Origin of the sequence: Streptomyces sp. NPDC051172 (assembly GCF_040682555.1) — a bacterium.
Classification (GTDB): Bacteria; Actinomycetota; Actinomycetes; order Streptomycetales; family Streptomycetaceae; genus Streptomyces.
In genome coordinates, this window is the sequence record NZ_JBFBBE010000141.1 from 1 (window position 1) to 21,910 (window position 21,910).

Annotated in this window: 20 protein-coding genes; 11 read left to right on the top strand and 9 right to left on the bottom strand. The window is 71.1% G+C overall.

Features of this window, described 5'->3' with window-relative positions:
* Positions 1–45 precede the first annotated feature (45 nt).
* From AB0N07_RS43830 to AB0N07_RS43850, 5 genes are all read right to left on the bottom strand, one after another.
* Entirely contained in the window at positions 46–3,177 is a 3,132-nt protein-coding gene (locus AB0N07_RS43830; protein ID WP_365845300.1) for an efflux RND transporter permease subunit, read from the bottom strand.
* Positions 3,178–3,359: 182 nt separating this feature from the next.
* The gene (locus tag AB0N07_RS43835) at positions 3,360–4,040 is read right to left on the bottom strand and encodes a response regulator transcription factor (protein WP_365845302.1); all 681 of its coding nucleotides are present in this window, start codon (positions 4,038–4,040) and stop codon (positions 3,360–3,362) included.
* The gene (locus AB0N07_RS43840) at positions 4,037–5,260 is read right to left on the bottom strand and encodes a sensor histidine kinase (RefSeq protein WP_365845304.1); all 1,224 of its coding nucleotides are present in this window, start codon (positions 5,258–5,260) and stop codon (positions 4,037–4,039) included. Before AB0N07_RS43840 ends, AB0N07_RS43835 begins: the two co-directional genes overlap by 4 nt.
* Before the next feature lie 226 nt (positions 5,261–5,486).
* Positions 5,487–5,765 (bottom strand): hypothetical protein, encoded by a 279-nt coding sequence (locus AB0N07_RS43845; protein WP_365845340.1) that lies wholly within the window; start codon positions 5,763–5,765, stop codon positions 5,487–5,489.
* A gap of 31 nt (positions 5,766–5,796) precedes the next feature.
* Positions 5,797–6,576: a PspA/IM30 family protein gene (locus AB0N07_RS43850; protein ID WP_365845306.1), complete on the bottom strand. Its 780-nt coding sequence runs from the start codon at positions 6,574–6,576 to the stop codon at positions 5,797–5,799.
* Positions 6,577–6,812: 236 nt separating this feature from the next.
* Between AB0N07_RS43850 and AB0N07_RS43855 the strand changes: the two genes are divergently transcribed.
* Positions 6,813–7,487: a DUF3043 domain-containing protein gene (locus AB0N07_RS43855; RefSeq protein WP_365845309.1), complete on the top strand. Its 675-nt coding sequence runs from the start codon at positions 6,813–6,815 to the stop codon at positions 7,485–7,487.
* Between the two features lie 83 nt (positions 7,488–7,570).
* Entirely contained in the window at positions 7,571–8,272 is a 702-nt protein-coding gene (locus AB0N07_RS43860) for a methyltransferase domain-containing protein (RefSeq protein ID WP_365845311.1), read from the top strand.
* A 457-nt stretch (positions 8,273–8,729) separates the two neighbouring features.
* Here AB0N07_RS43860 and AB0N07_RS43865 read toward each other — a convergent pair whose 3' ends face one another.
* Positions 8,730–8,942 (bottom strand): hypothetical protein, encoded by a 213-nt coding sequence (locus AB0N07_RS43865; RefSeq protein ID WP_365845313.1) that lies wholly within the window; start codon positions 8,940–8,942, stop codon positions 8,730–8,732.
* A gap of 113 nt (positions 8,943–9,055) precedes the next feature.
* Here AB0N07_RS43865 and AB0N07_RS43870 point away from each other — a divergent pair, with 113 nt between their 5' ends.
* Positions 9,056–10,258 (top strand): bifunctional adenosylcobinamide kinase/adenosylcobinamide-phosphate guanylyltransferase, encoded by a 1,203-nt coding sequence (locus AB0N07_RS43870; protein WP_365845315.1) that lies wholly within the window; start codon positions 9,056–9,058, stop codon positions 10,256–10,258.
* On the opposite strand, the gene AB0N07_RS43875 is transcribed toward AB0N07_RS43870, so the two are convergent.
* Complete coding sequence (locus tag AB0N07_RS43875; RefSeq protein ID WP_365845317.1) at positions 10,247–10,777, bottom strand: methyltransferase domain-containing protein; 531 nt, start codon at positions 10,775–10,777, stop codon at positions 10,247–10,249. The genes AB0N07_RS43870 and AB0N07_RS43875 overlap by 12 nt on opposite strands.
* A 137-nt stretch (positions 10,778–10,914) precedes the next feature.
* Here AB0N07_RS43875 and cobT point away from each other — a divergent pair, with 137 nt between their 5' ends.
* The 3 genes from cobT to AB0N07_RS43890 all read left to right on the top strand — a co-directional run bounded on the left by cobT (position 10,915) and on the right by AB0N07_RS43890 (position 14,577).
* Positions 10,915–12,039 (top strand): nicotinate-nucleotide--dimethylbenzimidazole phosphoribosyltransferase, encoded by a 1,125-nt coding sequence (cobT, locus tag AB0N07_RS43880; RefSeq protein WP_365845319.1) that lies wholly within the window; start codon positions 10,915–10,917, stop codon positions 12,037–12,039.
* Positions 12,040–12,122: 83 nt separating this feature from the next.
* On the top strand, positions 12,123–13,865 hold the full coding sequence (locus tag AB0N07_RS43885) for a phosphatidylglycerol lysyltransferase domain-containing protein (protein WP_365845321.1): 1,743 nt from the start codon (positions 12,123–12,125) through the stop codon (positions 13,863–13,865).
* Between the two features lie 10 nt (positions 13,866–13,875).
* The gene (locus tag AB0N07_RS43890) at positions 13,876–14,577 is read left to right on the top strand and encodes a hypothetical protein (protein ID WP_365845323.1); all 702 of its coding nucleotides are present in this window, start codon (positions 13,876–13,878) and stop codon (positions 14,575–14,577) included.
* Between the two features lie 31 nt (positions 14,578–14,608).
* Here the strand turns inward: AB0N07_RS43890 and AB0N07_RS43895 are convergent, their stop codons facing one another.
* Positions 14,609–15,364 (bottom strand): hypothetical protein, encoded by a 756-nt coding sequence (locus tag AB0N07_RS43895; RefSeq protein ID WP_365845325.1) that lies wholly within the window; start codon positions 15,362–15,364, stop codon positions 14,609–14,611.
* Between the two features lie 60 nt (positions 15,365–15,424).
* Between AB0N07_RS43895 and cobS the strand changes: the two genes are divergently transcribed.
* On the top strand, positions 15,425–16,210 hold the full coding sequence (gene cobS / locus AB0N07_RS43900; protein ID WP_365845328.1) for an adenosylcobinamide-GDP ribazoletransferase: 786 nt from the start codon (positions 15,425–15,427) through the stop codon (positions 16,208–16,210).
* Between the two features lie 46 nt (positions 16,211–16,256).
* Complete coding sequence (locus AB0N07_RS43905; RefSeq protein ID WP_365845330.1) at positions 16,257–16,862, top strand: RDD family protein; 606 nt, start codon at positions 16,257–16,259, stop codon at positions 16,860–16,862.
* Here the strand turns inward: AB0N07_RS43905 and AB0N07_RS43910 are convergent.
* Complete coding sequence (locus AB0N07_RS43910; protein WP_365845331.1) at positions 16,822–17,610, bottom strand: endo alpha-1,4 polygalactosaminidase; 789 nt, start codon at positions 17,608–17,610, stop codon at positions 16,822–16,824. The genes AB0N07_RS43905 and AB0N07_RS43910 overlap by 41 nt on opposite strands.
* Positions 17,611–17,854: 244 nt before the next feature.
* On the opposite strand from AB0N07_RS43910, the gene AB0N07_RS43915 reads away from it, so the two are divergent.
* The 3 genes from AB0N07_RS43915 to AB0N07_RS43925 form a co-directional block, all read left to right on the top strand.
* Complete coding sequence (locus tag AB0N07_RS43915; RefSeq protein WP_365845333.1) at positions 17,855–19,408, top strand: leucyl aminopeptidase; 1,554 nt, start codon at positions 17,855–17,857, stop codon at positions 19,406–19,408.
* A 311-nt stretch (positions 19,409–19,719) separates the two neighbouring features.
* Entirely contained in the window at positions 19,720–21,108 is a 1,389-nt protein-coding gene (lpdA, locus tag AB0N07_RS43920) for a dihydrolipoyl dehydrogenase (protein WP_365845335.1), read from the top strand.
* Positions 21,109–21,179: 71 nt separating this feature from the next.
* Positions 21,180–21,910: biotin/lipoyl-containing protein (locus AB0N07_RS43925; RefSeq protein WP_365845337.1), on the top strand; the 731-nt coding region annotated here is incomplete at its 3' end.

The following is a 21,910-nucleotide window of genomic DNA, read 5'->3' on the forward strand; positions in this document are numbered from 1 at the left end:
CCCGCCCCGCCCACACCCCGGCCGCGCCCCGGGCCTCTACGCTGACTACACCCCCGCCGGTTCCAGCACCTCCGCCTCCTCGGCTCCCCGAGCCACCCTCTTCGCCGCCCGCTTCCGAGCCCGCCGCTCCTTCCGGAGCTCCAGCATCGCGTACAGCGTCGGGACCAGGAGGAGGGTCAGGAGGGTTGAGGTGATCAGGCCGCCGATCACCACCACCGCCAGGGGCTGGGCGATGAAGCCGCCCTCGCCCGTGACGCCCAGGGCCATGGGCAACAGCGCGAAGATCGTCGCCAACGCCGTCATCAGGATCGGCCGCAAACGGTGCCGGCCGCCCTCCACCACGGCTTCCACGACGCCGTAACCCTGCTTGCGGTACTGGTTGATCAGGTCGATCAGCACGATCGCGTTCGTCACCACGATGCCGATCAGCATCAGCATGCCGATCATCGCGGGGACGCCCATCGGGGTGCCCGTGGCGACGAGCAGACCGATCGCGCCGGTCGCCGCGAAGGGGATGGAGACCAGCAGGATCAGCGGCTGGGCCAGCGAGCGGAACGTCGCCACCAGCAGCATGAACACGATCGCGATCGCCGCCAGCATCGCCAGGCCCAGGTTCTTGAACGCGCTGTCCTGGTCGGACGTGACGCCGCCGATCTCGGCCGTGGCGCCCGCCGGGAGCTTCAGGGCCTTGATCCTGGACTGGAGCTTGGCGCTGACCGCGCCCGTGTTGTCGCCCGTCGGCTTCGCGGTGATGGTCGCCGCCCGCCGGCCGTCGATACGGGTCATCGAGACCGGGCCGTCGACCAGCCGCACCGTGGCGATGTCGCCCAGCTTCACCGGGCCCAGCTGCAGGTTCTTCAGTTGGTCCAGCGTGGTCGCCGGGGTCGCCGACTTGATGACCACGTCCCGCTCGGTGTCGTCCAGGATCGCCTTGGCCGCCGTGGTGCCCTTCACCGCCTGGGCGACCGCTGCACCGAGGGTCTGGTCGTTGAAACCGGCCGCCGCGGCACGGGAGTTGGCCGTCACCGAGATACGCGGCACGCTCTGCGAGAGGTCGCTGGTGACGTCCGTGACGTGGTCGAGGCCGGCCACCGCCGCGCGCACCTGCTCCGAGGCCTTGCGCAGGACGTTCCCGTCGGCCGCCTTCACGACCACGCTCAGGTCCTGGTTGCCGAAGCCGGCACCGGCCGAGACCGTCGTCGTACCGATGCCGGAGAGCTTCTTCAGACCCGACTCGATGGCGTCCTGGACGTGCGTGGCCGACGCGCCGTCCTTCAGCATCACCTGGTACGACGCATGGTTGGTGTCCGTGCTGCCGCCGAAGGCCGCCATGAAGCCGGACGAACCGACCGTCACCTGGTAGTCCTTGACGCCCTGCACCGAGGCGAGCAGCTGCTCGACCTTCTTCGCCTGCTCGTCGGTCGCCGCCAGACTGGTGCCCGGCTTCAACTCCTGTTTGACGGTGAGGACTTCCTGCTCGCCCTGGTCGAAGAAGTTCGTCTTCAGCAGCGGCGCCATGCCGAAGGTGCCCACCAGGACCACCACCGCCAGCAGCACGCTGGTCAGACGGCGGCGGGTCGCGAAGCGGAGGACGGGGACGTAGACGCGCTGGAGGCGGCTTCGCGTCTCCTTCTCCTCCGCCTTGCGGCGGGCCTCTTCCACGTCCTCCGGCGTGCCCTTCGGAGCGCGCAGGAACCAGTACGACAGGACCGGTACGACCGTCAGGGACACGACGAGCGACGCCAGCAGGGCCGCCGTCACCGTCAGGCTGAACGGGCCGAACAGCTGCCCCACCATGCCGCCCACCAGGCCGATCGGCAGGAAGACGGCGACCGTGGTGAGAGTAGAGGACGTCACCGCGCCGGCCACCTCACGGACGGCGTTCAGGATCGCCGCCCGGCGCTCCTCGCCGTAGCCGAGGTGCCGTTTGATGTTCTCCAGGACCACGATCGAGTCGTCGACCACCCGGCCGATGGCGATCGTCAGCGCGCCCAGCGTCAGCATGTTCAAGGACAGGTCACGCGTCCACAGGACGATCAGGGCCAGGACGACCGAGAGGGGGATCGACACCGCCGTAACGAGTGTCGAGCGGACCGAGGCCAGGAAGACCAGGATCACGAGGACTGCGAAGAGGAGGCCCAGCCCGCCCTCCGTCGTCAGACCGCTGATGGCCTTCGAGACCGCCGGGCCCTGGTCGCTGACGACCGTGATCTTCGTGCCGGAGCCCAAGTCCTTGCGGAGACCCGGCAGTTTGTCCTTGACCGCGTTCGAGATGGCGACCGCGCTGCCGTCGTGGTCCATGGTGACCGTGACGGCGAGGGAGGGCTTGCCGTCGGTGCGGGTGATGGAGTCGGCGGTGGCCTGCTGCTGCGTGACGGTGGCCACGTCACCCAGGCGGACCGGCTGTACTGGTCTGTCGGCCGCGGCCGAAGTGCCCTCGCCGGCGACCATCAGGTCCTGGATCTGGGCGAGGGAGGTGAAGCCGCCGCCGACCTGGACGGTGCGGTTGGTGCCGCCCTCGTCGAAGGAGCCGGCGGGGACGGTCGCGCCGCCCGCCTGCAGGGCCTGCGCCAGCGCCTGCGTGGTGAGGCCGGCCTTCGCGAGCTTCTTGTCGTCCGGCGTGACGGTGACCTGCAGGTCCCGTACGCCGTCGACCGTGACCCGGCCGACGCCGTCGATGTCCTTCAGGCCCGGTACGACGGTCTTGTCGAGCCGGTCGGCGAGGGCCTGCTGGTCCTTTCCGGAGGTGACGGCGAGTACGACGGTCGGCATGTCGTCGGTGGAACCGGCGACGACCTGCGGGTCGACGCCGTCCGGGAGCTGGGCGCGGGCCCGGTTGACGGCCTGCTGGACGTCGGCGACGAGCTGCTTGGTGTCGTTGCCGTAGTCGAAGGACGCCATGATCACGGCGTTGCCCTCACTGGCCGTCGAGGTGACGCCCGAAACGCCGTCCACGGCTTCGAGGTTGTTCTCGAGGGGCTCCACGACCTGCTTCTCGACGACATCCGGGGACGCGCCCCGGTACGGCGCGAGGACGGACACCACGGGCAGTTCGATGGAGGGCAGCAGCTGCTGCTTGAGCTGGGGTATCGCGATCGCCCCGAAGGCGAGCGCGATGACGGACATCAGCCCGATCAGGGCACGCTGCGCGAGGCTGAATCTGGACAGCCAGGACATGGGTCAGGGGTCTCTCTTCTGTGAGCGGCAGATGAGCGGCAGAAAGGCAGGCAGTACGAAGTGCGGCGCACATCTGAGCGCCCGCCTCTACACCCTGTGCCATCGGTGCGCGGTGATCCGTAGGCCCCAGGTCCATTTCCTCATACGGCGCATACTCCGGCCGCAGTACGGCCGGGTCGAGCTCACTCCACCCTTGGACGTACCAGCCCGGACTCGTAAGCGATCACGACCAGCTGCGCCCGGTCGCGGGCGCCCAGCTTGGCCATGGCCCGGTTGACATGGGTCTTCACGGTGAGCGGGCTGACCTCGAGGCGTTCGGCTATCTCGTCGTTGGAATGGCCGCCGGCGACCTGGACCAGGACCTCGCGCTCGCGGACGGTGAGCGCCTCCAGGCGTTCGGTGCGGGCGGGGTCGCGGCCGTCGTCCGCGTCGCCCTGGGCGAGGAAGCGGGCGATCAGGCCCTTGGTGGCGGCCGGGGAGAGCAGGGCCTCGCCGCCGGCCGCGATCCGGATCGCGTTCAGCAGCTCCTCCGGCTCGCTTCCCTTGCCGAGGAAGCCGGAGGCACCGGCCCGCAGGGACTGCACGACGTAGTCGTCGACCTCGAAGGTGGTGAGGATGACGATGCGGACGTGGGCGAGGGTGGGATCGGTGCTGATCATGCGGGTGGCGGCGAGGCCGTCGGTGCCTGGCATGCGGATGTCCATCAGCACGACGTCGGCCCGCTCCTCCTTGGCCAGCCGTACCGCCTGAGCGCCGTCGGAGGCCTCGCCGACGACCTCCATGTCGGGCTCGGAGTCGACGAGCACGCGGAAGGCGCTGCGCAGCAACGCCTGGTCGTCGGCGAGCAGGACGCGGATCGTCATGCGGTTCCCCCCGGGGCGGCCGTACGGGTCTTGACCGGCAGGATCGCATGGACGCGGAAGCCGCCGCCGTAGCGGGGGCCGGTGGTGAGCGTGCCGCGCAGGGCGGTGACGCGTTCGCGCATGCCGAGCAGCCCGTGGCCGCCGCCGCTGTCGGGGGCGTCGTCCTCGCCGGAGCCGTTGTCCAGGACGGTGATCTCCACGTTCGGACCCACGCGTACGACGCTGACCTCGGCCTTCGCCTCCGTACCGGCATGTTTCTGGACGTTGGTGAGGGCTTCCTGGATGACGCGGTACGCGGCCAGGCCGACGGCGGCGGGGAGGGTGGTGCCGTTGTCGGCGCGGGCGACCTCGACATGCAGGCCGGCGCTGCGGAAGGTGCCGACGAGTTCGTCGAGGCGGTCCAGGCCGGGAGCGGGTTCGGTGGGGGCCTCGGGATCGCCGGACTGGCGCAACAGGCCGACGGTGGCACGGAGTTCGTTCAGTGCGGAGCGGCTGGCCTCACGGACGTGGGCGAGGGCCTCCTTGGCCTGGTCGGGGCGCTTGTCCATGACGTGCGCGGCGACGCCCGCCTGGACGTTGACCAGGGCGATGTGGTGGGCGACGACGTCGTGCAGATCGCGGGCGATGCGGAGGCGTTCCTCGGCGACCCGGCGGCGGGCCTCCTCCTCGCGGGTGCGTTCGGCTCGCTCGGCGCGCTCGCGGATGGCCTGGACGACGGCGCGGCGGCTGCGGACGGCGTCGCCGGCGGTGGCGCCGATGCCGGTCCAGGCGAAGATGGCGAGGTTCTCCTGGGCGTACCACGGGAGGGGGCCGAAGAGCATGGAGGCGCCGGTGAGGACCGTCATCGTGAGCAGGCCGAGGCGCCAGGTGGTGGGGCGGTCGGTGCTGGCGGCGACGGTGAAGAGAGCGACGACCGCGGACATCGCGACGGGGGCGCGGGGGTCGCCGACGATGCACTCGACGAGGGAGACGGTGCCGGTGAGGGCGAGGACCGTCCTCGGGGCGCGGCGGCGGAAGACCAGGGCGAGGGCGCCGAGGACCATGAGGACGAGGGCGAGGGTGTCGGGGGTGCGGACGCCCCAGGTGACGCCGTTCTTGCCGTGCGGGTCGACGAAGGAACCGGCCACCATGCAGGCGAGCACGCCGGCCGCCAGGGCTGCGTCCAGCGCGAGGGGGTGCGCCGTCAGGCGACATCTCGTTCGTTCCAGGGTGCCGCTCACGTCTGAACAGTACGGCGTCTCTGCGGGGCTTGGAACGGGGGTCAGCTGCGGCTTCGTTCGTCCTGCACCCGGCGGTGGCGTGCCCGCACTGGGGGCTGCCGCCCCCAGACCCCCGCTTCGGCCCTGAAGGGGCCACGTCCTCAGACTCCCCCACTCTCGGCTCCGCTCGAGCGGGGGGACCCCCACGACGGGCTGGATTTACCGACCGGCGGCCAGAGCAACACCGTCAGCCCGGGATCAAGCCGTCGTCGCGCAGCAGATCGCGGACCTCCTCCAAGGTCGCGTCCTGGGACGGCAGGATCAGTTCCGACGGTTCCAGGGAGTCGTCCGGAAGCGGGTCGCCCAGTTCGCGGACCTTGGCGAGGAGGGCCTCCAGGGTGCGGCGGAAGCCGGGCCCGTCGCCGTTCTCCATTTCGTGAAGGAGGACGTCGTCGAGCTTGTTGAGTTCGGTGAGGTGGCTGTCGGCCAGCCTCACCTGCCCCTCCCCCATGATCCTCACGATCATGTCGCCCATGTCGGCCTCCTAGGCGTGGGCCCTACTGCTTGTCGAAGCGGGGGGTGTCCTGCGGCTGCTGCTGGGACTGAGACTGCCCTGTGCCGCCCTCGATCGCCTGCTGGGGCGAACCTCCGGCGAGCTCCGCCTTCATACGCTGCAGTTCAAGCTCCACGTCGGAGCCACCGGAGATCCGGTCCAGCTCGGCCTGGATCTCGTCCTTGTGCATGCCGGACTGGTCGTCCAGGGCACCCGAGGCGAGGAGCTCGTCGATCGCGCCGGCGCGGGCCTGCAGCTGGGCGGTCTTGTCCTCGGCGCGCTGGATCGCAAGGCCCACGTCGCCCATTTCCTCCGAGATGCCGGAGAAGGCCTCGCCGATGCGGGTCTGGGCCTGGGCGGCGGTGTACGTCGCCTTGATCGTCTCCTTCTTCGTGCGGAAGGCGTCGACCTTGGCCTGGAGCCGCTGGGCCGCCAGGGTGAGCTTCTCCTCCTCGCCCTGGAGCGTCGCGTGCTGTGTCTCCAGGTCGGTGACCTGCTGCTGGAGCGCGGCACGGCGGGAGAGCGCCTCGCGGGCGAGGTCCTCACGGCCGAGTGCGAGCGCCTTGCGGCCCTGGTCCTCCAGCTTGGTGGACTGGCCCTGCAGCTGGTTCAGCTGGAGTTCCAGGCGCTTGCGGGACGTCGCCACGTCGGCGACGCCGCGGCGCACCTTCTGGAGCAGCTCAAGCTGCTTCTGGTACGAGTAATCGAGGGTTTCGCGCGGGTCCTCGGCCCGGTCAAGGGCCTTGTTCGCCTTCGCGCGGAAGATCATCCCCATACGCTTCATGACACCGCTCATGGGCTTCGCGCGCCCCCTTCTGACGGACTTCCAGCTCCAGCTCTGCGACAGAACCCACAGTACGGGCCCTGCATCCATTGACGCACTGTTCGGGGACGGATGCGCTCATCCCCAAGGACGACTGCAACCGCTCCCGCTCCGGCGTAGGGAGTAGGTGTCCCCCCAAGGACACCCCCGCCGACTCCGGGGCCGGAAGCACGTGCAACGTCCCCTCTGTCCCTTACATGACGACTGGTGTTGCCGGATCGTTCCCCACGGGGCTGGGGTCCAACCCCGGCCACCCCGTACCCTTGGGTTTTGTGTTCCGTAGCCGTGCCAAGGAAGAGAAGGCAGCCGTCGCCGACAAGGCGTCGCTGACCGACTCCAAGCAGCCCCGTGACCCGCAGGCCAAGAAGGGTCGGCCCACGCCCAAGCGCAGTGAGGCCCAGTCCCAGCGCCGCAGCGTCGCCAACACCTCGATGACGCGCAAGGACGCCTCCAAGCGCCAGCGCGAGGAGCGCCGTGCCGCGCTGGAGCGGCAGCGCCAGGCGCTGGCCGGCGGTGACGAGCGCTACCTGCCCGCCCGTGACAAGGGTCCGGTGCGGAAGTTCGCCCGTGACTGGATCGACTCCCGGTTCAACGTGGCGGAGTTCTTCCTGCCGATGGCCGTGGTCATCCTCGTGCTGAGCATGGTGCGGGTGGGCGCGCTGCAGAGCATCGCGCTGCTGCTGTGGCTCGTCGTGATCGTGCTGATCGTGCTGGACGCGATCGTCAGCGCCTTCCGGCTGAAGAAGGCGCTCGCCGAGCGCTTCCCGGACCAGAACACGAAGGGCGCCACCCGGTACGCCCTGATGCGCTCCCTCCAGATGCGCCGGCTCCGGCTGCCGAAGCCGCAGGTCAAGCGCGGAGAGCGGCCCTGAGCACTACGTCGTTCTCCGGGGGCGCGGCGGATGCCTGGCTGGGCAAACTGGGTGGTCTGCGCAATGCCGTACGGCAGGAGCTGGTGGCCCGGCAGCTCGACGAGCAGATAGCGGGGCGTTTCCCGGTCGGGCAGCGGCTGCGGGTGCTCGACGTGGGCATGGGCCAGGGCACGCAGGCGCTGCGACTGGCGCGGGCCGGGCATCAGGTGACCGGGCTGGAGCAGGATCCGACGATGGTCGCGACCGCGCGGGAGGCCCTTTCCGTCGAGCCCGAGGGCATCCGCGAACGGGTGCGGATCATCGAGGGCGACGGCCGGGACACCGGGGTGCACTTCCTGCCGGGCAGCTTCGACGTGGTGCTGTGCCACGGGGTGCTGATGTACGTCGAGGAGCCGGATCCGCTGCTGGCCGGGCTGGCCCGGATGCTGGCCCACGGCGGGCTGCTGTCGCTGCTGGTACGCAACGGTGACGCGCTGGCGATGCGGCCGGGGCTGTCCGGGGACTGGGCCGGTGCGCTGGGGGCCTTCGACACCGTGTCGTACAGGAACCGGCTGGGGCTCGACGTGCGGGCCGACCGCCTGGAGGCGCTGACCGCGACACTCGCCGGGATCGCCGCGCCGCTGCATGCCTGGTACGGGGTGCGGGTGTTCACGGACACGGCGGCGGACGGGACGGAGATCCCCGCCGACATGGAGACCTTGCTCGCGGTCGAGGAGCGGGCCGGGCGGACGGATCCGTACCGCGGGGTGGCGGCGTTGCTGCACCTTTGCGGGGTGCGCGGCTGACCGTTCCGCTCCGCGGACTGTGCCGGTGTGCGGCTGCGCCGCGTGGCCGCCGTTGGCCGTCGATCGCCTGCGGGTCCGTCGTGGCTGGTCGCGCCCGCGCGGCGGAGCCGCATATCGATACAGCCCCGCGCCCCTGAGGGGGCGCTGCCGCACCGCAGCGGACTGCGCCGAGGGCGCTTGGCACAGGTCGCAGCCAGAGGACGCGCTCACCGCCCGGCTCGTTGACTCGTACCGGACCAGGACCTCGCCGTCATCAAGGTGGACAAGGCGCCGAGCGGGCCGAAGGCGGCCGCCGATGGTGAAGACGGTCGCCGACCGGATCATCAGGCCGTACGGAGCGGCGGGGCGGCCGACAAGGCGGGCATCCAGGCCGGGGACGTCATCACGCTGGGCGCGCAGTGGCAGGAGGAGGGAGGGAGCGGCCGGATTGCGGCCGCTCCCTCCCTCTCCGTACCGGCTACGCCTCTTCGGCGTGCAGGCTCATCGGCCCGTAGATCTCCGCGGAGTCCTCGAACAGCCGCACCTGGTCGGCGCCGCCGTCCTGCAGGGCCTTCCAGTGCTCCCCGATCCAGGACTCGGCGTCCCCCTGCGTGGTGAACTCCTCGGGCTGGACCGCGGGCTGGACCTCCGCCCCGTCGGCCTTCTCGAACCGCCACGTCCATGACGTCATGTACGCCTCCCGTGTCTGAGCACCTGCAGAGCAGAAGGCGGATCTTGGTCCGCCTCCTGCGCGAAGCCTAGTCGGATGGGCAGCACCTGCGCAGACACGCGAAAATCACTTCCGTGGAAGTGACTCTGCTCGGCACCGGTGCCCCCGCGGGACTGCCCCGCCCCGACTGTCCCTGTGCTGCCTGTGCGACCGCGCTCGGCGCGGACGCCCGGGCGGCGACCGCGGTGCTCGTGGACGGGACTTTGCTGCTCGACCTGACGCCGGGCGCGGCGTTCGCGGCGGCGCGGGCCGGGCACTCGCTCGCCGGCGTACGGCAGGTGCTGTTGTCGCATCCGCACCGCGGGCCCGTGGTCGAGGTGCCGGCGGGGCTTCCGCAGGCCGGGCGGGTGCCGGACGGGCGGGAGTTGGCGCTGCTGACGGGGCATCGGGTGCGGGCGGTGGCGATGGACGGGCCGGGCACGGGGTATGCGGTGACCGGGCCGAACGGGCAGCGGCTGCTGTATCTGCCGCCGGGAGGTGCGCCGGCCGGGCTGGAGAACAACGGGGCCGCGGTGTACGACATGGTGCTGACCGACGTGGTGGGGCGACCGGACGCGCTGGCCAAGCTGCGGGCGGTCGGCACCGTCGGCCCGACCACGGATGTCGTCGCCGTCCATCTCGACCACGACGTGCCGCCGGGGCCGGAGCTGCGGCGGCGGCTCGCCGCCGCGGGGGCGCGGGCCGTGCCGGACGGGGCGACGCTGACGGTGGGGGTGTACGAGGACGTACCCGATGTGCCGCGGCGGACGCTGGTGCTGGGCGGGGCACGGTCCGGGAAGTCGGTGGAGGCCGAACGGCGCCTGGAGGCCTTTCCGGACGTGCTGTACGTGGCGACGGGCGGCACGCGGGGCGGGGACACGGAGTGGGCGTCCCGGGTCGCCGTCCACCGGGAGCGCCGGCCGGGGTCCTGGCGGACGGCCGAGACCTGCGATCTGGTGCCGCTGCTGGCGGTCGACGGCCCGCCGCTGCTCGTCGACTGTCTGTCGCTGTGGCTGACGGACGCGATGGACGCCGTCGGGGCGTGGGACGACGCTCAGTGGGCCGACGGCGGGGAACGGGCCCTGCGGGAGCGGGTGCGGGAGCTGACGGACGCGGTACGGGCGAGCCGGCGGACCGTGGTCGCCGTGTCCAACGAGGTCGGCTCGGGGATCGTGCCGGCGACCGCTTCGGGGCGCCGGTACCGCGATGAACTCGGGCGGCTGAACGCGGCGTTCGCCGGGGAGTGCGAGCAGGTGGTGCTGGTGGTGGCGGGGCAGGCGATGGTGCTACGGGGCTGAGGGACTGCGGCGCGCGATGATCCGGTGCGTGTACGGGAACTGGCCGAGGAGGTGCCGGCTCGTCGCGAGGATCGTGCAGCCGTGGAAGTCGAGTTGGGTACGCAGGGCGGGCGACTGCGCGGGCTGGGTCTCGACGAGGAGGAGGCCGCCGCGGCGGACGAGCGTGAGGGCGGCGCGGAGTTCGGCGCGGAGGTCCGTGACCGGTGAGCGGTGCTGGAGGAGTGTGACGACGTCGTAGCGGCCACGCAGGATCGTGGTGATGTGAGGGTCCGTCACCTGCCCTACGAAGGCCTCCTCGACGCGCTCGGCATGGCAGGCGTAGGACACGCGTGGGGTGGGGTCGAGGCCGTCGAAGGAGGTGTAGGGGAACAGTTCGCGTGCCGTTCCCGGGAAGTGGGCGTCGCCCGTGCCCACGTCCAGCCAGCTCTCCGGTTCGGGCAGGAGCCGCAGGACCGCGCGGGCCACCGAGAGGTGCCGGCGCCGGTCACGGGCGCTGACATGGGTGCTCGGGTAGGTCATGGCGGCTCCCGGAGGCGTAGGACAATCCGCTGCAAAACGGAACGTATGGGATCCATATCCCGGAGGCAAAGACGTCACGCGCGCGTGGTGACCATGTGGCGCTGTCCCGTTCGGCCGGTGCCGGTACTGTTCGGCGAATGAGCTCGCTTAATCTCGACGACTTCACCGATCTGATCGAGCGTCCCGACGGCGGGGTGCGCCGCGACGCCGAGGCGCGCAGGGAGCGTCAGATCGTGCCGCCAGGGTCGCTGGGCCGCCTCGACGACCTGGGTGAGTGGCTTTCGGCGGCCCAGTCCGCCGTGCCGGTGCGGCCGATCGAACGGCCCCGGGTGGTCCTCTTCGCCGGCGACCACGGAGTCGCCGAACTGGGTGTCTCGGCAGGGCCCGCGGGCGGCGCCCACCAGTTGGTGCGGGAGGTCCTGGAGGGCGGCCGTCCGGTGTCGGTGCTCGCCCGGCGGCTGGGCGTGCCGGTGCGGATCGTCGACATGGCGCTGGACTGCGACCCCGACACCTTGCCCGCCGAGGTCGTACGGCACCGGGTGCGGCGCGGCAGCGGACGTATCGACCTGGAGGACGCGCTGACGGCCGAGGAGGCGGAGGCCGCGTTCCTGGCCGGAGTCGCGGTGGCCGACGAGGAGGCCGACTCCGGTACGGATCTGGTGGTGCTCGGCGATGTGAGCGTGGGCGGGACGACCGCGGCCGGGGTGCTGGTCGCCGCGCTGTGCGGCACCGACGCGTCCGTGGTCACCGGGCGGGGCGGGCTCGCCATCGACGACCTGGCATGGATGCGCAAGTGCGCGGCGATCCGGGACGCGCTGCGCCGGGCCCGGCCGGTGCTGGGCGACCAGCTGCAGCTGCTGGCCACCGTGGGCGGGGCCGACCTCGCCGCGATCACGGGGTTCCTGCTGCAGAGCGCGGTGCGCAAGATGCCGGTGATCCTGGACGGGGTCGTGACGGCCGCCTGCGCCCTGGTGGGGCAGCGGATCGCGTTCCGGGCGCCGGACTGGTGGCTGGCCGCGCACGACAGCGGGGAGCCGGGGCAGGCGAAGGCGCTGGACCGGATGGCCCTGGAGCCACTGCTCTCGCACGGGGTGACCGTGGGCGAGGGTGCGGGGGCGCTGCTGGCGCTGCCGCTGGTGCAGGCCGCGGCGGCGCTGTCCGCCGAGCTGCCGGAGAAGCCGCAGGCCTTGGGGGTACCTGAGAAGGATGAACCCGGGAATGAGTCGGCCGAGGACGTCGACACGAAGGAGCAGACCGAGTAGGCCGCAGGAGGACCGAAAGTCGACAGAGCCGCAGACAAAAGATGGATGGGTTCATCAAGGCATCGCCCATATGATCCTCACTCATGGGAGATGCCCGAATTGCCTCGCGGCGCGCTGCCGCATTCGCCGTCTGGTATTTGCGGGCCGTCGCGTTCGTCAATTTCCTCAGTGCCGTCTGGGTCTCCCTGGGGCAGGACGTGCGGCGGCACAACCAGGAGAACTTCTTCACCCCGTATCTGCTGACCGCCGGTTTCGCCTCCGGGGTGTTCACGGCGTTCCTCGCCGTCACCATGCGGCGTCGCAAGCGCGCCGCATGGATCCTCAACCTCGCGCTGGCCGGCTCGTTCCTCGGGCTGTTCGCTTTCGCGATGGCGTACCCGGAGATCCGGCAGTACGCCCAGAACTGGATCTCGCTGGGCCTGACGGCCCTGTTCGTCCTCGCCCTGCTGGTCGGTCGGCGGGAGTTCTATGCCAAGGGCGACCGCTCCAACCCGAAGCTCGCCGCCGCGGTCGCGGTGGGCGGCACGCTGGTCGCCTCGCTGTTCGCCGCGATGCTGGTGACGGTCACCAACCAGGCGCCGGACGCGGCCGTTTCGACGTTCCTGGAGCGCTGGCGCTACGGCACCCTGCGGCTCGTCTCCGTCGCCGTCGACGAGTCCCGCTTCCCCGGCATCGACGCGCCGAACTGGGTGAACGTCGCCATCAACGTGCTCAGCACGATCCTCGTCCTCGCCGTCTTCTACGCCGCCTTCCGCTCCCGGCGGGCCGTCGACCCGCTCACCGAGGACGACGAGAAGCGGCTGCGGGAGCTGCTGGAGCGGCAGGGCGAGCGGGACTCGCTCGGGTACTTCGCGCTGCGGCGGGAGAAGAGCGTGGTGTGGTCGCCGACCGGCAAGGCGGCCGTCGCGTACCGGGTCGTCGGGGGCGTCTCGCTGGCGTCCGGTGATCCGATCGGCGACCCGGAGGCCTGGCCGGGCGCCATCGAGCCGTGGCTCGCCGAGGCCCGCGCTCACGGGTGGATCCCGGCCGTGATGGGGGCGAGCGAGGAGGCCGGAACGGTGTACGCGCGGCACGGCCTGGACGCCCTGGAGCTCGGCGACGAGGCTGTGGTGGAGGTCGCCGACTTCACCCTCGACGGACGGGCCATGCGCACCGTGCGGCAGGCCTACAACCGGGTGAAGCGGGCTGGGTACACGGTGCGTATCCGGCGGCACGAGGAGATTCCGGCAGAGGAAATGACGTATCTGCTCACGCGGGCGGACGACTGGCGCGACGGGGCAACCGAGCGCGGGTTCAGCATGGCGCTGGGTCGGCTCGGGGATCCCGAGGACGGACAGTGCGTGATGCTCGAGTGCACCGACGGCGAGGGTGAGTTGAGGGCGCTTCTCTCCTTCGTGCCGTGGGGCCCGCACGGCCTCTCCCTCGACCTGATGCGCCGGGACCGCGCCTGTGAGAACGGCCTGATGGAGTTCATGGTCATCGAGCTGTTGCGGCGCGCCCGCGAGATCGAGATCACGCAGGTCTCGCTCAACTTCGCGATGTTCCGTTCGGTCTTTGAACGTGGCGCACGCCTCGGTGCCGGGCCGGTGCTGAGGCTGTGGCGCTCACTGCTCAGCTTCTTCTCGCGCTGGTGGCAGATCGAGTCGCTGTACCGCGCCAACGCCAAGTACCGGCCCATCTGGGAGCCGCGGTTCCTGCTCTTCGAGAAGAGCGCGGACCTGCCGCGCATCGGCATCGCCTCGGCGCGCGCGGAGGGGTTCCTGGAGGGCCTGGCGCCGGGACTGCCGAAGTGGCTGCACCGCAAGCACCTGGAGACGCACAGATGAGGATCGCCGGATGAACAGGCTCGCCCGCTGGGCCCGTGCCGAATGGGGGCTCCTGTTCGTCACGGTGCGTGAGTCGCTGCTGAAGCGGCGCTGGCGGGCGATCCCGATGACTCTCGGGGCGGTGGCGCTGACGACGGCCATACAGGTCGTGCAGAACCAGCCGTGGGGTTATCGGTTCGTGGAGAACACCGGGGGCGTGCGCGCCGAGGACCCGTTGTGGCAGTCGCTGCTGCGCACTCCCCTGTCGCTGTTCGTCCCGGCTCTCGACCTCCCCGTGTGGGGTGCGCTCGCGCAGGTCCTGTTCGTGTTCGGCGTCGCGGAGATCTGCATCGGCCGCTGGCGCACCCTCGTCATCGCCTACTCCGCCACGCTCGCCGGCACGCTCTACGCCCGCCTGGGCATCTGGCTGGGCTTCGAGAACGCCTTCGGACTGCCCTCCTCGGACGCCTGGGTCGTGGACACCGGCCCGTCGGCGGCGGTGGTGGGCCTCGCCGTGTTCCTCGGCTGGCGCTACGGCGCGTATGTCACGGCGTGCGCGGTGACGGCGGCGATGGCGGTCGAGGTCCTGCTGAAGGGGAATCTCGCCGGCAAGGAGCACATGGCGGCGATCGCGGCGGTGGGGGCCCTGTGCTTCATCTCGGCGGTACGGCATCGCCACCGGCCGATGGCGCGGATCGAATCCGGGCCGGGTTTTCCGCAGGCCAGATCCTGACCGCTGCGCCGTCGTGGGCGGGGCCGCGCCCCTACGGGGTGCGGCCCGGCACCGGGTCGGGCTTGCCGCCGAGCAGGTCCTGGAGCCTGCGGCGCGGACCGGCCCACCGCCGGTCATGGTGATACGCCCGCAGCGTGGACCTGGCCCTGGCGCGCGGGCGGCGGCGGTAGAAGCGTCTGGCCCAGGGCGAGCCGGGGCGGGCCAGGCGGATCAGACCGATGAGGCCGATGAGCGGGACGATCACGCTGAAGATCGCCATCCGCGCCTTGCCCTTGCTGAGGACGGCCAGCGAGAACAGGAAGTTGACCACGACGGTGGAGATCACGCCGCCCCGGTTGTGCAGCTCGTCCTGGCTCATGTCGTTGACGCCGAACGGCGAGAACCCGGAGAGCACCAGCCCCACCAGCGCCGCCGTGAGGACGACGACCTCGACGCTCTTGCGGCCCTCCTCGGTCCAGTAGACGTCGTCGAGGTGCAGGATCAGCGCGAACTCGTCGAGGACGAGTCCCGCACCCATGCCGAACACGACGGCGCAGACGGCCGCGCCGAAGCCGTACCGGCTGCTGGCCACCGCCCCGAAGCCGCCGACGACGATGAGGACGACGCCGGGCACGACGTGATGGATGTGCAGCCCGCCCGCCTTCACGTTCCCGAAGGGCCCCCTGCCGGCCCGGATGAGGCGGGTGACGAGCCGGGTGATCAGGAACGTCAGCACGAACGCGGTGAGGGCGAGCAGCAGCGGCAGCTTGCCTGGCTCGATGATGTTGCGCTGCAACCAATGTCCCATATGCGCACTGTATCCACGGCCGCCTCGGCCCTCTTGCGGACCGCCCGGTAACCTGCGCCGGTGGTCAAGACCCCCTGGCCGGACGGCCTCCGTTTCGCCTTCGGCACCCTCACCGTGTTCCCGGTGAAGGTGACCCGCTGGGACCGGGACGCCGCGCGCGGCGGCATGCTCTGCGCCCCGCTCGCCGGGCTGGTCGTCGGCGGGTGTGCGGCGCTGGCCGGCGTGGTGCTGCTGGCGCTGGGTGCGGGCGCGCCGCTCTCCGCCGTCGCCTCCGCCGCCGTGCCCGCCGTCCTCACCCGCGGTCTGCATCTCGACGGGCTCGCGGACACCGCGGACGGGCTCGGCAGCGGGAAGCCCGCGGAGGACGCGCTGCGGATCATGAAGCAGTCGGACATCGGGCCGTTCGGGGTGATCACGCTCGTCTTCGTCCTGCTGGCGCAGGTGGCGGCGCTGGCTCAGGCGTACGGCGACTCGTGGGCCCGGGGTGCGCTCGCCGCCGTCGTCTCGGCGACGGCCGCCCGGCTGGCGCTCACCCTGGCCGCGCGCACGGGGGTGCCGGCCGCCCGGCCCGAGGGGCTGGGGGCGGCGGTCGCGGGTGTGGTGCCGGTGCGGGCGGCGGTGGTCGCGGCGGTCGTGGTGACCGGTGCGGCGGCCGCCGGGGGTGCGCTTGTGGGGACGTACGACGTGGTCCGTACGGCGGCCGCGGTCGTCGCGGCCCTCGCCGTGGCCGAACTGCTGCTCCGCCACTGCAGGCGCCGCTTCGGCGGGGTCACCGGCGATGTGTTCGGGGGGCTTGCCGAGACGGCTGCGACGGTTTCGCTCCTGGCGCTTTCGCTGGGGCAGTAGTCTCTTCCGCCGTACACGGACAAGTGATCGTGATCGGGGGATGTTCGTGCCGAAGCTTCGTCGTGCCGTGGCCTGGTTCATCGACTTCGCGCTGGTGCTCACGCTGGCGTATCTGCTCGCCGTGCTGACCTTCCACCGGATAGCCGGGCTGCTCACCGACGCGCCGGAACTCGCCGTCCACGGCGGCTTCGACCTGCTGAGCTCGCAGGGCGACGTCGTCGGCGCCTCGGAGACCCTCGGGCTGTCGCTGTGGCACAAGGCGGTGCTCGACGTGGAGGAGGCCTTCGGGATGCTGGTCGTGGCGACGTTCCTCTACCAGTGGGGCTGCCTCGCCCTCGCCGGACGGACCCTCGGCAAGGGGCTGCTCGGGCTGCGGGTCACCCCGAGCGCCCCCAGCCGGGCCGCGGTGCGTGCCGCGGTCACCACGGCCGCCGACCTCGCCGTCTACGCCGTCGCCTGCATCCTGCTGGTGGAGGGGCGGTTCGTGCTGTCGGTGCTGGTGTGGGCGCTGGCCGTGGTCGTCTTCCTGCTCAACGCGCTGTCGGTCTTCTCCCCCACCCACCGCTCCCTCGCCGACCGGCTGGCGGGCACGGCGGTCACCGTGCTCGGGGTCAGCACGCCCGGCGCCACACCCCCAGTTCGTACTTCTTGAGCATCGAGCTGAGCCTCAGCCGACGGGACTCGGCGCAGAAGCGGCTGGTCGGCAGCTCGTACTCGACGTGGAAGACGGCCTTGCCGGCCTTGATGAAGGGCTTCTCGGCGGCGCACTCGCCGTACTGGGCGCACTGTTCGTTGACCGCGAAGTCGAAGTCCCCGACCAGCTGCGGGATCTGGTCCAGGTCGTTCTTCAGGCCGACCGCCATGCCCCGGTCGTGGGCCAGCTTCGCGATCAGGCGGTTGTAGCGGAGCTGGTCGGCGGCCTTGAGCGGGAAGCCGGTGGTGTTCTTGTAGCCGTCCATGTTGTCGGGCTCCACCGCGTCGAAGCCCTTCTTGCGGCACATGTCGAAGCGTGCCGCCATCAGCGGCTCCAGTACGTCGGTGCGGCGGACGTCGAGCCAGCGCTCGCCCTTCCAGCCATTGCCCTTGCCGAGCACGGACTTCGGGAACTTCTTCGCGTCGGGGCGCCAGTCCTCCCAGGCGCCGGTGGACAGGTAGCAGATGACCTTGCGGCCCTTGCCGTGCAGGGTGGTGACCGTGGCCTTCGGCTGGTCGAAGCCGTCGATGTCGTAGACCGGCACGTCGATGGAGGTGTCGACGCGGCCGCTGAGCTGCCACTGCCAGGCCACGCCGGGGCGCGGCTGCCAACGGCCGCCGGACGTCTCGGAGTCGGGCGCGCTGCTGCAGCCTGCCGTGAGCACGAGCAGGGCGAGCAGGGAAAGCAGGCGTATCGGACGTTTCAACGAACGGGCTCCAGGGTGCGTAGAAGTGTTCCCCACGGATGATCTCCGATGCCGGGTACTGCGCACGCCGACAGGAATGAGTGAAGGCGCACACACGCGTAGGCTCATCCCGAGTGTTCGCCGTACCGGGGAAGGCCCCGCTGAGACCGCACCCTGAGGCCGGTTCCGGGGTCGGCTGTCGGGCCCGGTCGACCCACACAGATCGACCACAGAAACTTCACATTGGAAGCGAGAATTCACCACCGTGACTGCTCTCACTCTCAGCACCGCCGCGGCGCCCGGTCTTCGGGCCGACGCGATCGTGATCGGTGTGGCCAAGGGCACTGGCTCCAGGTCTGGGGACCTGATCGTCGCACCAGGCGCCGAGGCCGTGGACAAGGCCTACGACGGCAGGCTCGCCGGCGTCCTGGAGACCCTCGGTGCCTCCGGTGCCGAGGGCGAGGTGACGAAGCTGCCGGCGCCGGCCGGCTTCAAGGCCCCGCTCGTGGTGGCGGTGGGCCTGGGCGCGGAGCCTGACAAGGACGCAAACGGGGGAGCCTATGACGGCGAGGCGCTGCGCAAGGCCGCCGGTGCCGCGGCCCGCACCCTCACCGGCGCCAAGAAGGCCGCCTTCGCCCTGCCCGTCCAGGACGCCTCGGACGTCGGCGCGATCGGCGAGGGCGTACTCCTCGGCGCGTACTCCTTCGACGCCTACAAGAACAACGCGGGTGGCAAGGACGCCAAGGACAAGAACGGCAAGGCGCCGCTCGCCGAGGCCTCCCTGCTGGGCGCCAGGCCCCGCGACAAGGAGCACAAGGCGGCCGTCGAGCGCGCCACCGCCGTCGCCGAGGAGCTCAACCGCGCCCGCGACCTGATCAACACCCCGCCGAACGACCTCAACCCGGAGGCGTTCGCCGCCGTCGCGACGGCCGCGGCCAAGGAGCACGGCATCAAGGTGCAGGTGCTCGACGTGAAGGCCCTGGAGAAGGGCGGCTACGGCGGCATCCTCGGCGTCGGCGCCGGTTCGGCGGCGGGTCCGCGGCTGGTGAAGCTGTCGTACACCTCCGGCAAGGCGAAGAAGCACCTCGCGTTCGTCGGCAAGGGCATCACCTACGACTCGGGCGGCATCTCGCTGAAGCCGGCCGGCCACAACGAGACGATGAAGTGCGACATGAGCGGGGCGGCCGCCGTCTTCGCCGCCGTGGTCGCCGCCGCGCGCCTGGGCCTGGAGGTGAACGTCACCGGCTGGCTGGCGCTGGCCGAGAACATGCCGTCGGGTTCCGCGACCCGTCCCGGTGACGTGCTGCGCATGTACAGCGGCAAGACGGTCGAGGTCCTCAACACCGACGCCGAGGGCCGCCTGGTGCTGGCCGACGCACTGTGGGCCGCCTCCCAGGAGAAGCCGGACGCCATCGTCGACGTCGCGACGCTGACCGGCGCGATGGTGCTGGCACTGGGCAGCCGGACCTTCGGGATCATGGCGAACGACGACGCGTTCCGCTCCGCGGTGCACGAGGCCGCCGAGGAGGTCGGCGAGCCGGCCTGGCCGATGCCGATGCCGGAGCACCTGCGCAAGGGCATGGACTCCCCCACCGCCGACATCGCGAACATGGGCGAGCGGATGGGCAGCGGCCTGGTCGCCGGTCTCTTCCTGCGCGAGTTCGTGGGCGAGGGCATCACCTGGGCGCACCTGGACATCGCGGGGCCGGCCTTCAACGAGGGCGGACCGTTCGGCTACACGCCGAAGGGCGGCACGGGCACGGCGGTACGGACGCTGGTGCGGCTGGCGGAGCTCACCGCGGCCGGCGACCTCGGGTGAGGTTGCTCTGCTGCGTTCCAGGTCGGCCCGGACCACCGGTGCGGATGTCGCCGGGCAGACCTGAGTGAACGAGAGGGGGCTCCGCGCGCGGGTAGAGCGGAGCCCCCTCGTTCATGCGCCTCCCCCATCCGCTCAACTGAACGTGGGACGTCTCACACACCGGCCCGGCGTCTCGTTGCCCCTCGACAAGTGCGAAGATGGGGCACGGCAGGACAGGGCCCCCATCACAGGGCCGAAGAAAGAGCGGCCGGACACCAGCCGCCGACCGGTCGCGGACGACCGGCGTGGCGCACATGCATGGAGGACGTGACGTGGCGAACGACGCCAGCACCGTTTTCGACCTAGTGATCCTCGGCGGTGGTAGCGGTGGTTACGCCGCGGCGCTGCGCGGGGCCCAGCTGGGCCTGGACGTCGCCCTGATCGAGAAGGACAAGGTCGGCGGTACCTGCCTGCACCGGGGGTGCATCCCCACCAAGGCCCTCCTGCACGCGGGCGAGATCGCCGACCAGGCCCGCGAGAGCGAGCAGTTCGGCGTCAAGGCCACCTTCGAGGGCATCGACGTGGCCGCCGTCCACAAGTACAAGGACGGTGTCATCTCCGGCCTGTACAAGGGACTGCAGGGTCTCATCGCGTCCCGCAAGGTGACGTACATCGAGGGTGAGGGCCGACTGTCCTCCCCCACCTCCGTCGACGTGAACGGCCAGCGCATCCATGGCCGCCACGTCCTGCTGGCGACCGGTTCCGTGCCGAAGTCGCTGCCGGGCCTGGAGATCGACGGCAACCGCATCATCTCCTCGGACCACGCCCTCGTCCTGGACCGCGTGCCGAAGTCGGCGATCGTCCTCGGCGGCGGCGTCATCGGCGTCGAGTTCGCCTCCGCCTGGAAGTCCTTCGGTACGGACGTCACGGTCATCGAGGGCCTCAAGCACCTCGTCCCGGTCGAGGACGAGAACTCCTCCAAGCTTCTTGAGCGCGCGTTCCGCAAGCGCGGCATCAAGTTCAACCTGGGCACCTTCTTCTCGAAGGCCGAGTACACCGCCGACGGCGTCAAGGTCACCCTGGCCGACGGCAAGGAGTTCGAGGCCGAGGTCCTGCTGGTCGCGGTGGGCCGCGGGCCCGTCTCCGCCGGTCTCGGCTACGAGGAGCAGGGCGTCGCGATGGACCGCGGCTACGTCCTGGTCGACGAGTACATGCGGACGAACGTCCCGAGCATCTCCGCCGTCGGTGACCTGGTCCCGACGCTCCAGCTCGCGCACGTCGGCTTCGCCGAGGGCATCCTGGTGGCGGAGCGTCTGGCCGGTCTCAAGACCGTCCCGATCGACTACGACGGCGTGCCGCGGGTGACGTACTGCCACCCCGAGGTCGCCTCCGTGGGCATCACCGAGGCCAAGGCCAAGGAGATCTACGGTGCGGACAAGGTCGTCGCTCTGAAGTACAACCTCGCGGGCAACGGCAAGAGCAAGATCCTGAACACCTCGGGCGAGATCAAGCTCGTCCAGGTCAAGGACGGTGCCGTGGTCGGCGTCCACATGGTCGGCGACCGCATGGGCGAGCAGGTCGGCGAGGCCCAGCTGATCTACAACTGGGAAGCGCTGCCCGCCGAGGTCGCCCAGCTCATCCACGCCCACCCGACCCAGAACGAGGCGATGGGCGAGGCCCACCTGGCTCTGGCCGGCAAGCCCCTTCACTCGCACGACTGATCCCTCGGTCGACGAAGCGACTCCGCGACGAACGCAGACTTCCGCACTTTCCGTAAGGAGCAACCGAAACCATGGCGGTTTCCGTAACCCTTCCGGCGCTCGGCGAGAGCGTCACCGAGGGCACTGTCACTCGCTGGCTGAAGGCCGAGGGTGAGCGTGTCGAGGCCGACGAGCCGCTGCTCGAGGTCTCGACCGACAAGGTCGACACCGAGATCCCCTCCCCTGCCGCCGGTGTCCTGGCGTCCATCAAGGTCGCCGAGGACGAGACCGTTGAGGTCGGCGCCGAGCTGGCCGTCATCGACGACGGCACGGGCGCCCCCGCTGCCGCCCCGGCCCCCGCCGCCGCCGAGGCCCCGGCCCCGGCCCCGGCTGCCGAGGCCCCCGCCCCGGCGCCGGCCGCCCAGCCCTCCACCGAGCAGGCCGCGCCCGCCCCGGCTCCCACCCCCGAGGCTGCCGCCGGTGCGTCCGGCGCCCAGGGCACCGACGTGGTCCTGCCCGCGCTCGGTGAGTCCGTCACCGAGGGCACCGTCACCCGCTGGCTGAAGTCGGTCGGCGACTCCGTCGAGGCCGACGAGCCGCTGCTCGAGGTCTCCACGGACAAGGTCGACACCGAGATCCCGGCGCCCACCTCCGGTGTGCTGCTCGAGATCACGGTCGGCGAGGACGAGACCGCCGAGGTCGGCGCCAAGCTCGCCGTCATCGGCGCTCCCGGTGCGCGCCCGAGGGCAAGACCGTCGGCGACCTCGTCGGCCGCGGCCGGTTCCGGCACCAGGGCATCCTGCGCCTGTGGTCGGCCGTGGAC

Excerpts from the sequence above, each read along its gene's own strand:
- AB0N07_RS43830 (WP_365845300.1), bottom strand. The coding sequence starts at position 3,177 with ATGTCCTGGCTGTCCAGATTCAGCCTCGCGCAGCGTGCCCTGATCGGG.
- AB0N07_RS43835 (WP_365845302.1), bottom strand. The coding sequence starts at position 4,040 with ATGACGATCCGCGTCCTGCTCGCCGACGACCAGGCGTTGCTGCGCAGC.
- AB0N07_RS43845 (WP_365845340.1), bottom strand. The coding sequence starts at position 5,765 with ATGATCGTGAGGATCATGGGGGAGGGGCAGGTGAGGCTGGCCGACAGC.
- AB0N07_RS43850 (WP_365845306.1), bottom strand. The coding sequence starts at position 6,576 with ATGAAGCGTATGGGGATGATCTTCCGCGCGAAGGCGAACAAGGCCCTT.
- AB0N07_RS43855 (WP_365845309.1), top strand. The coding sequence starts at position 6,813 with ATGACGACTGGTGTTGCCGGATCGTTCCCCACGGGGCTGGGGTCCAAC.
- AB0N07_RS43865 (WP_365845313.1), bottom strand. The coding sequence starts at position 8,942 with ATGACGTCATGGACGTGGCGGTTCGAGAAGGCCGACGGGGCGGAGGTC.
- AB0N07_RS43875 (WP_365845317.1), bottom strand. The coding sequence starts at position 10,777 with ATGACCTACCCGAGCACCCATGTCAGCGCCCGTGACCGGCGCCGGCAC.
- cobT (WP_365845319.1), top strand. The coding sequence starts at position 10,915 with ATGAGCTCGCTTAATCTCGACGACTTCACCGATCTGATCGAGCGTCCC.
- AB0N07_RS43885 (WP_365845321.1), top strand. The coding sequence starts at position 12,123 with ATGGGAGATGCCCGAATTGCCTCGCGGCGCGCTGCCGCATTCGCCGTC.
- AB0N07_RS43890 (WP_365845323.1), top strand. The coding sequence starts at position 13,876 with ATGAACAGGCTCGCCCGCTGGGCCCGTGCCGAATGGGGGCTCCTGTTC.
- AB0N07_RS43895 (WP_365845325.1), bottom strand. The coding sequence starts at position 15,364 with ATGGGACATTGGTTGCAGCGCAACATCATCGAGCCAGGCAAGCTGCCG.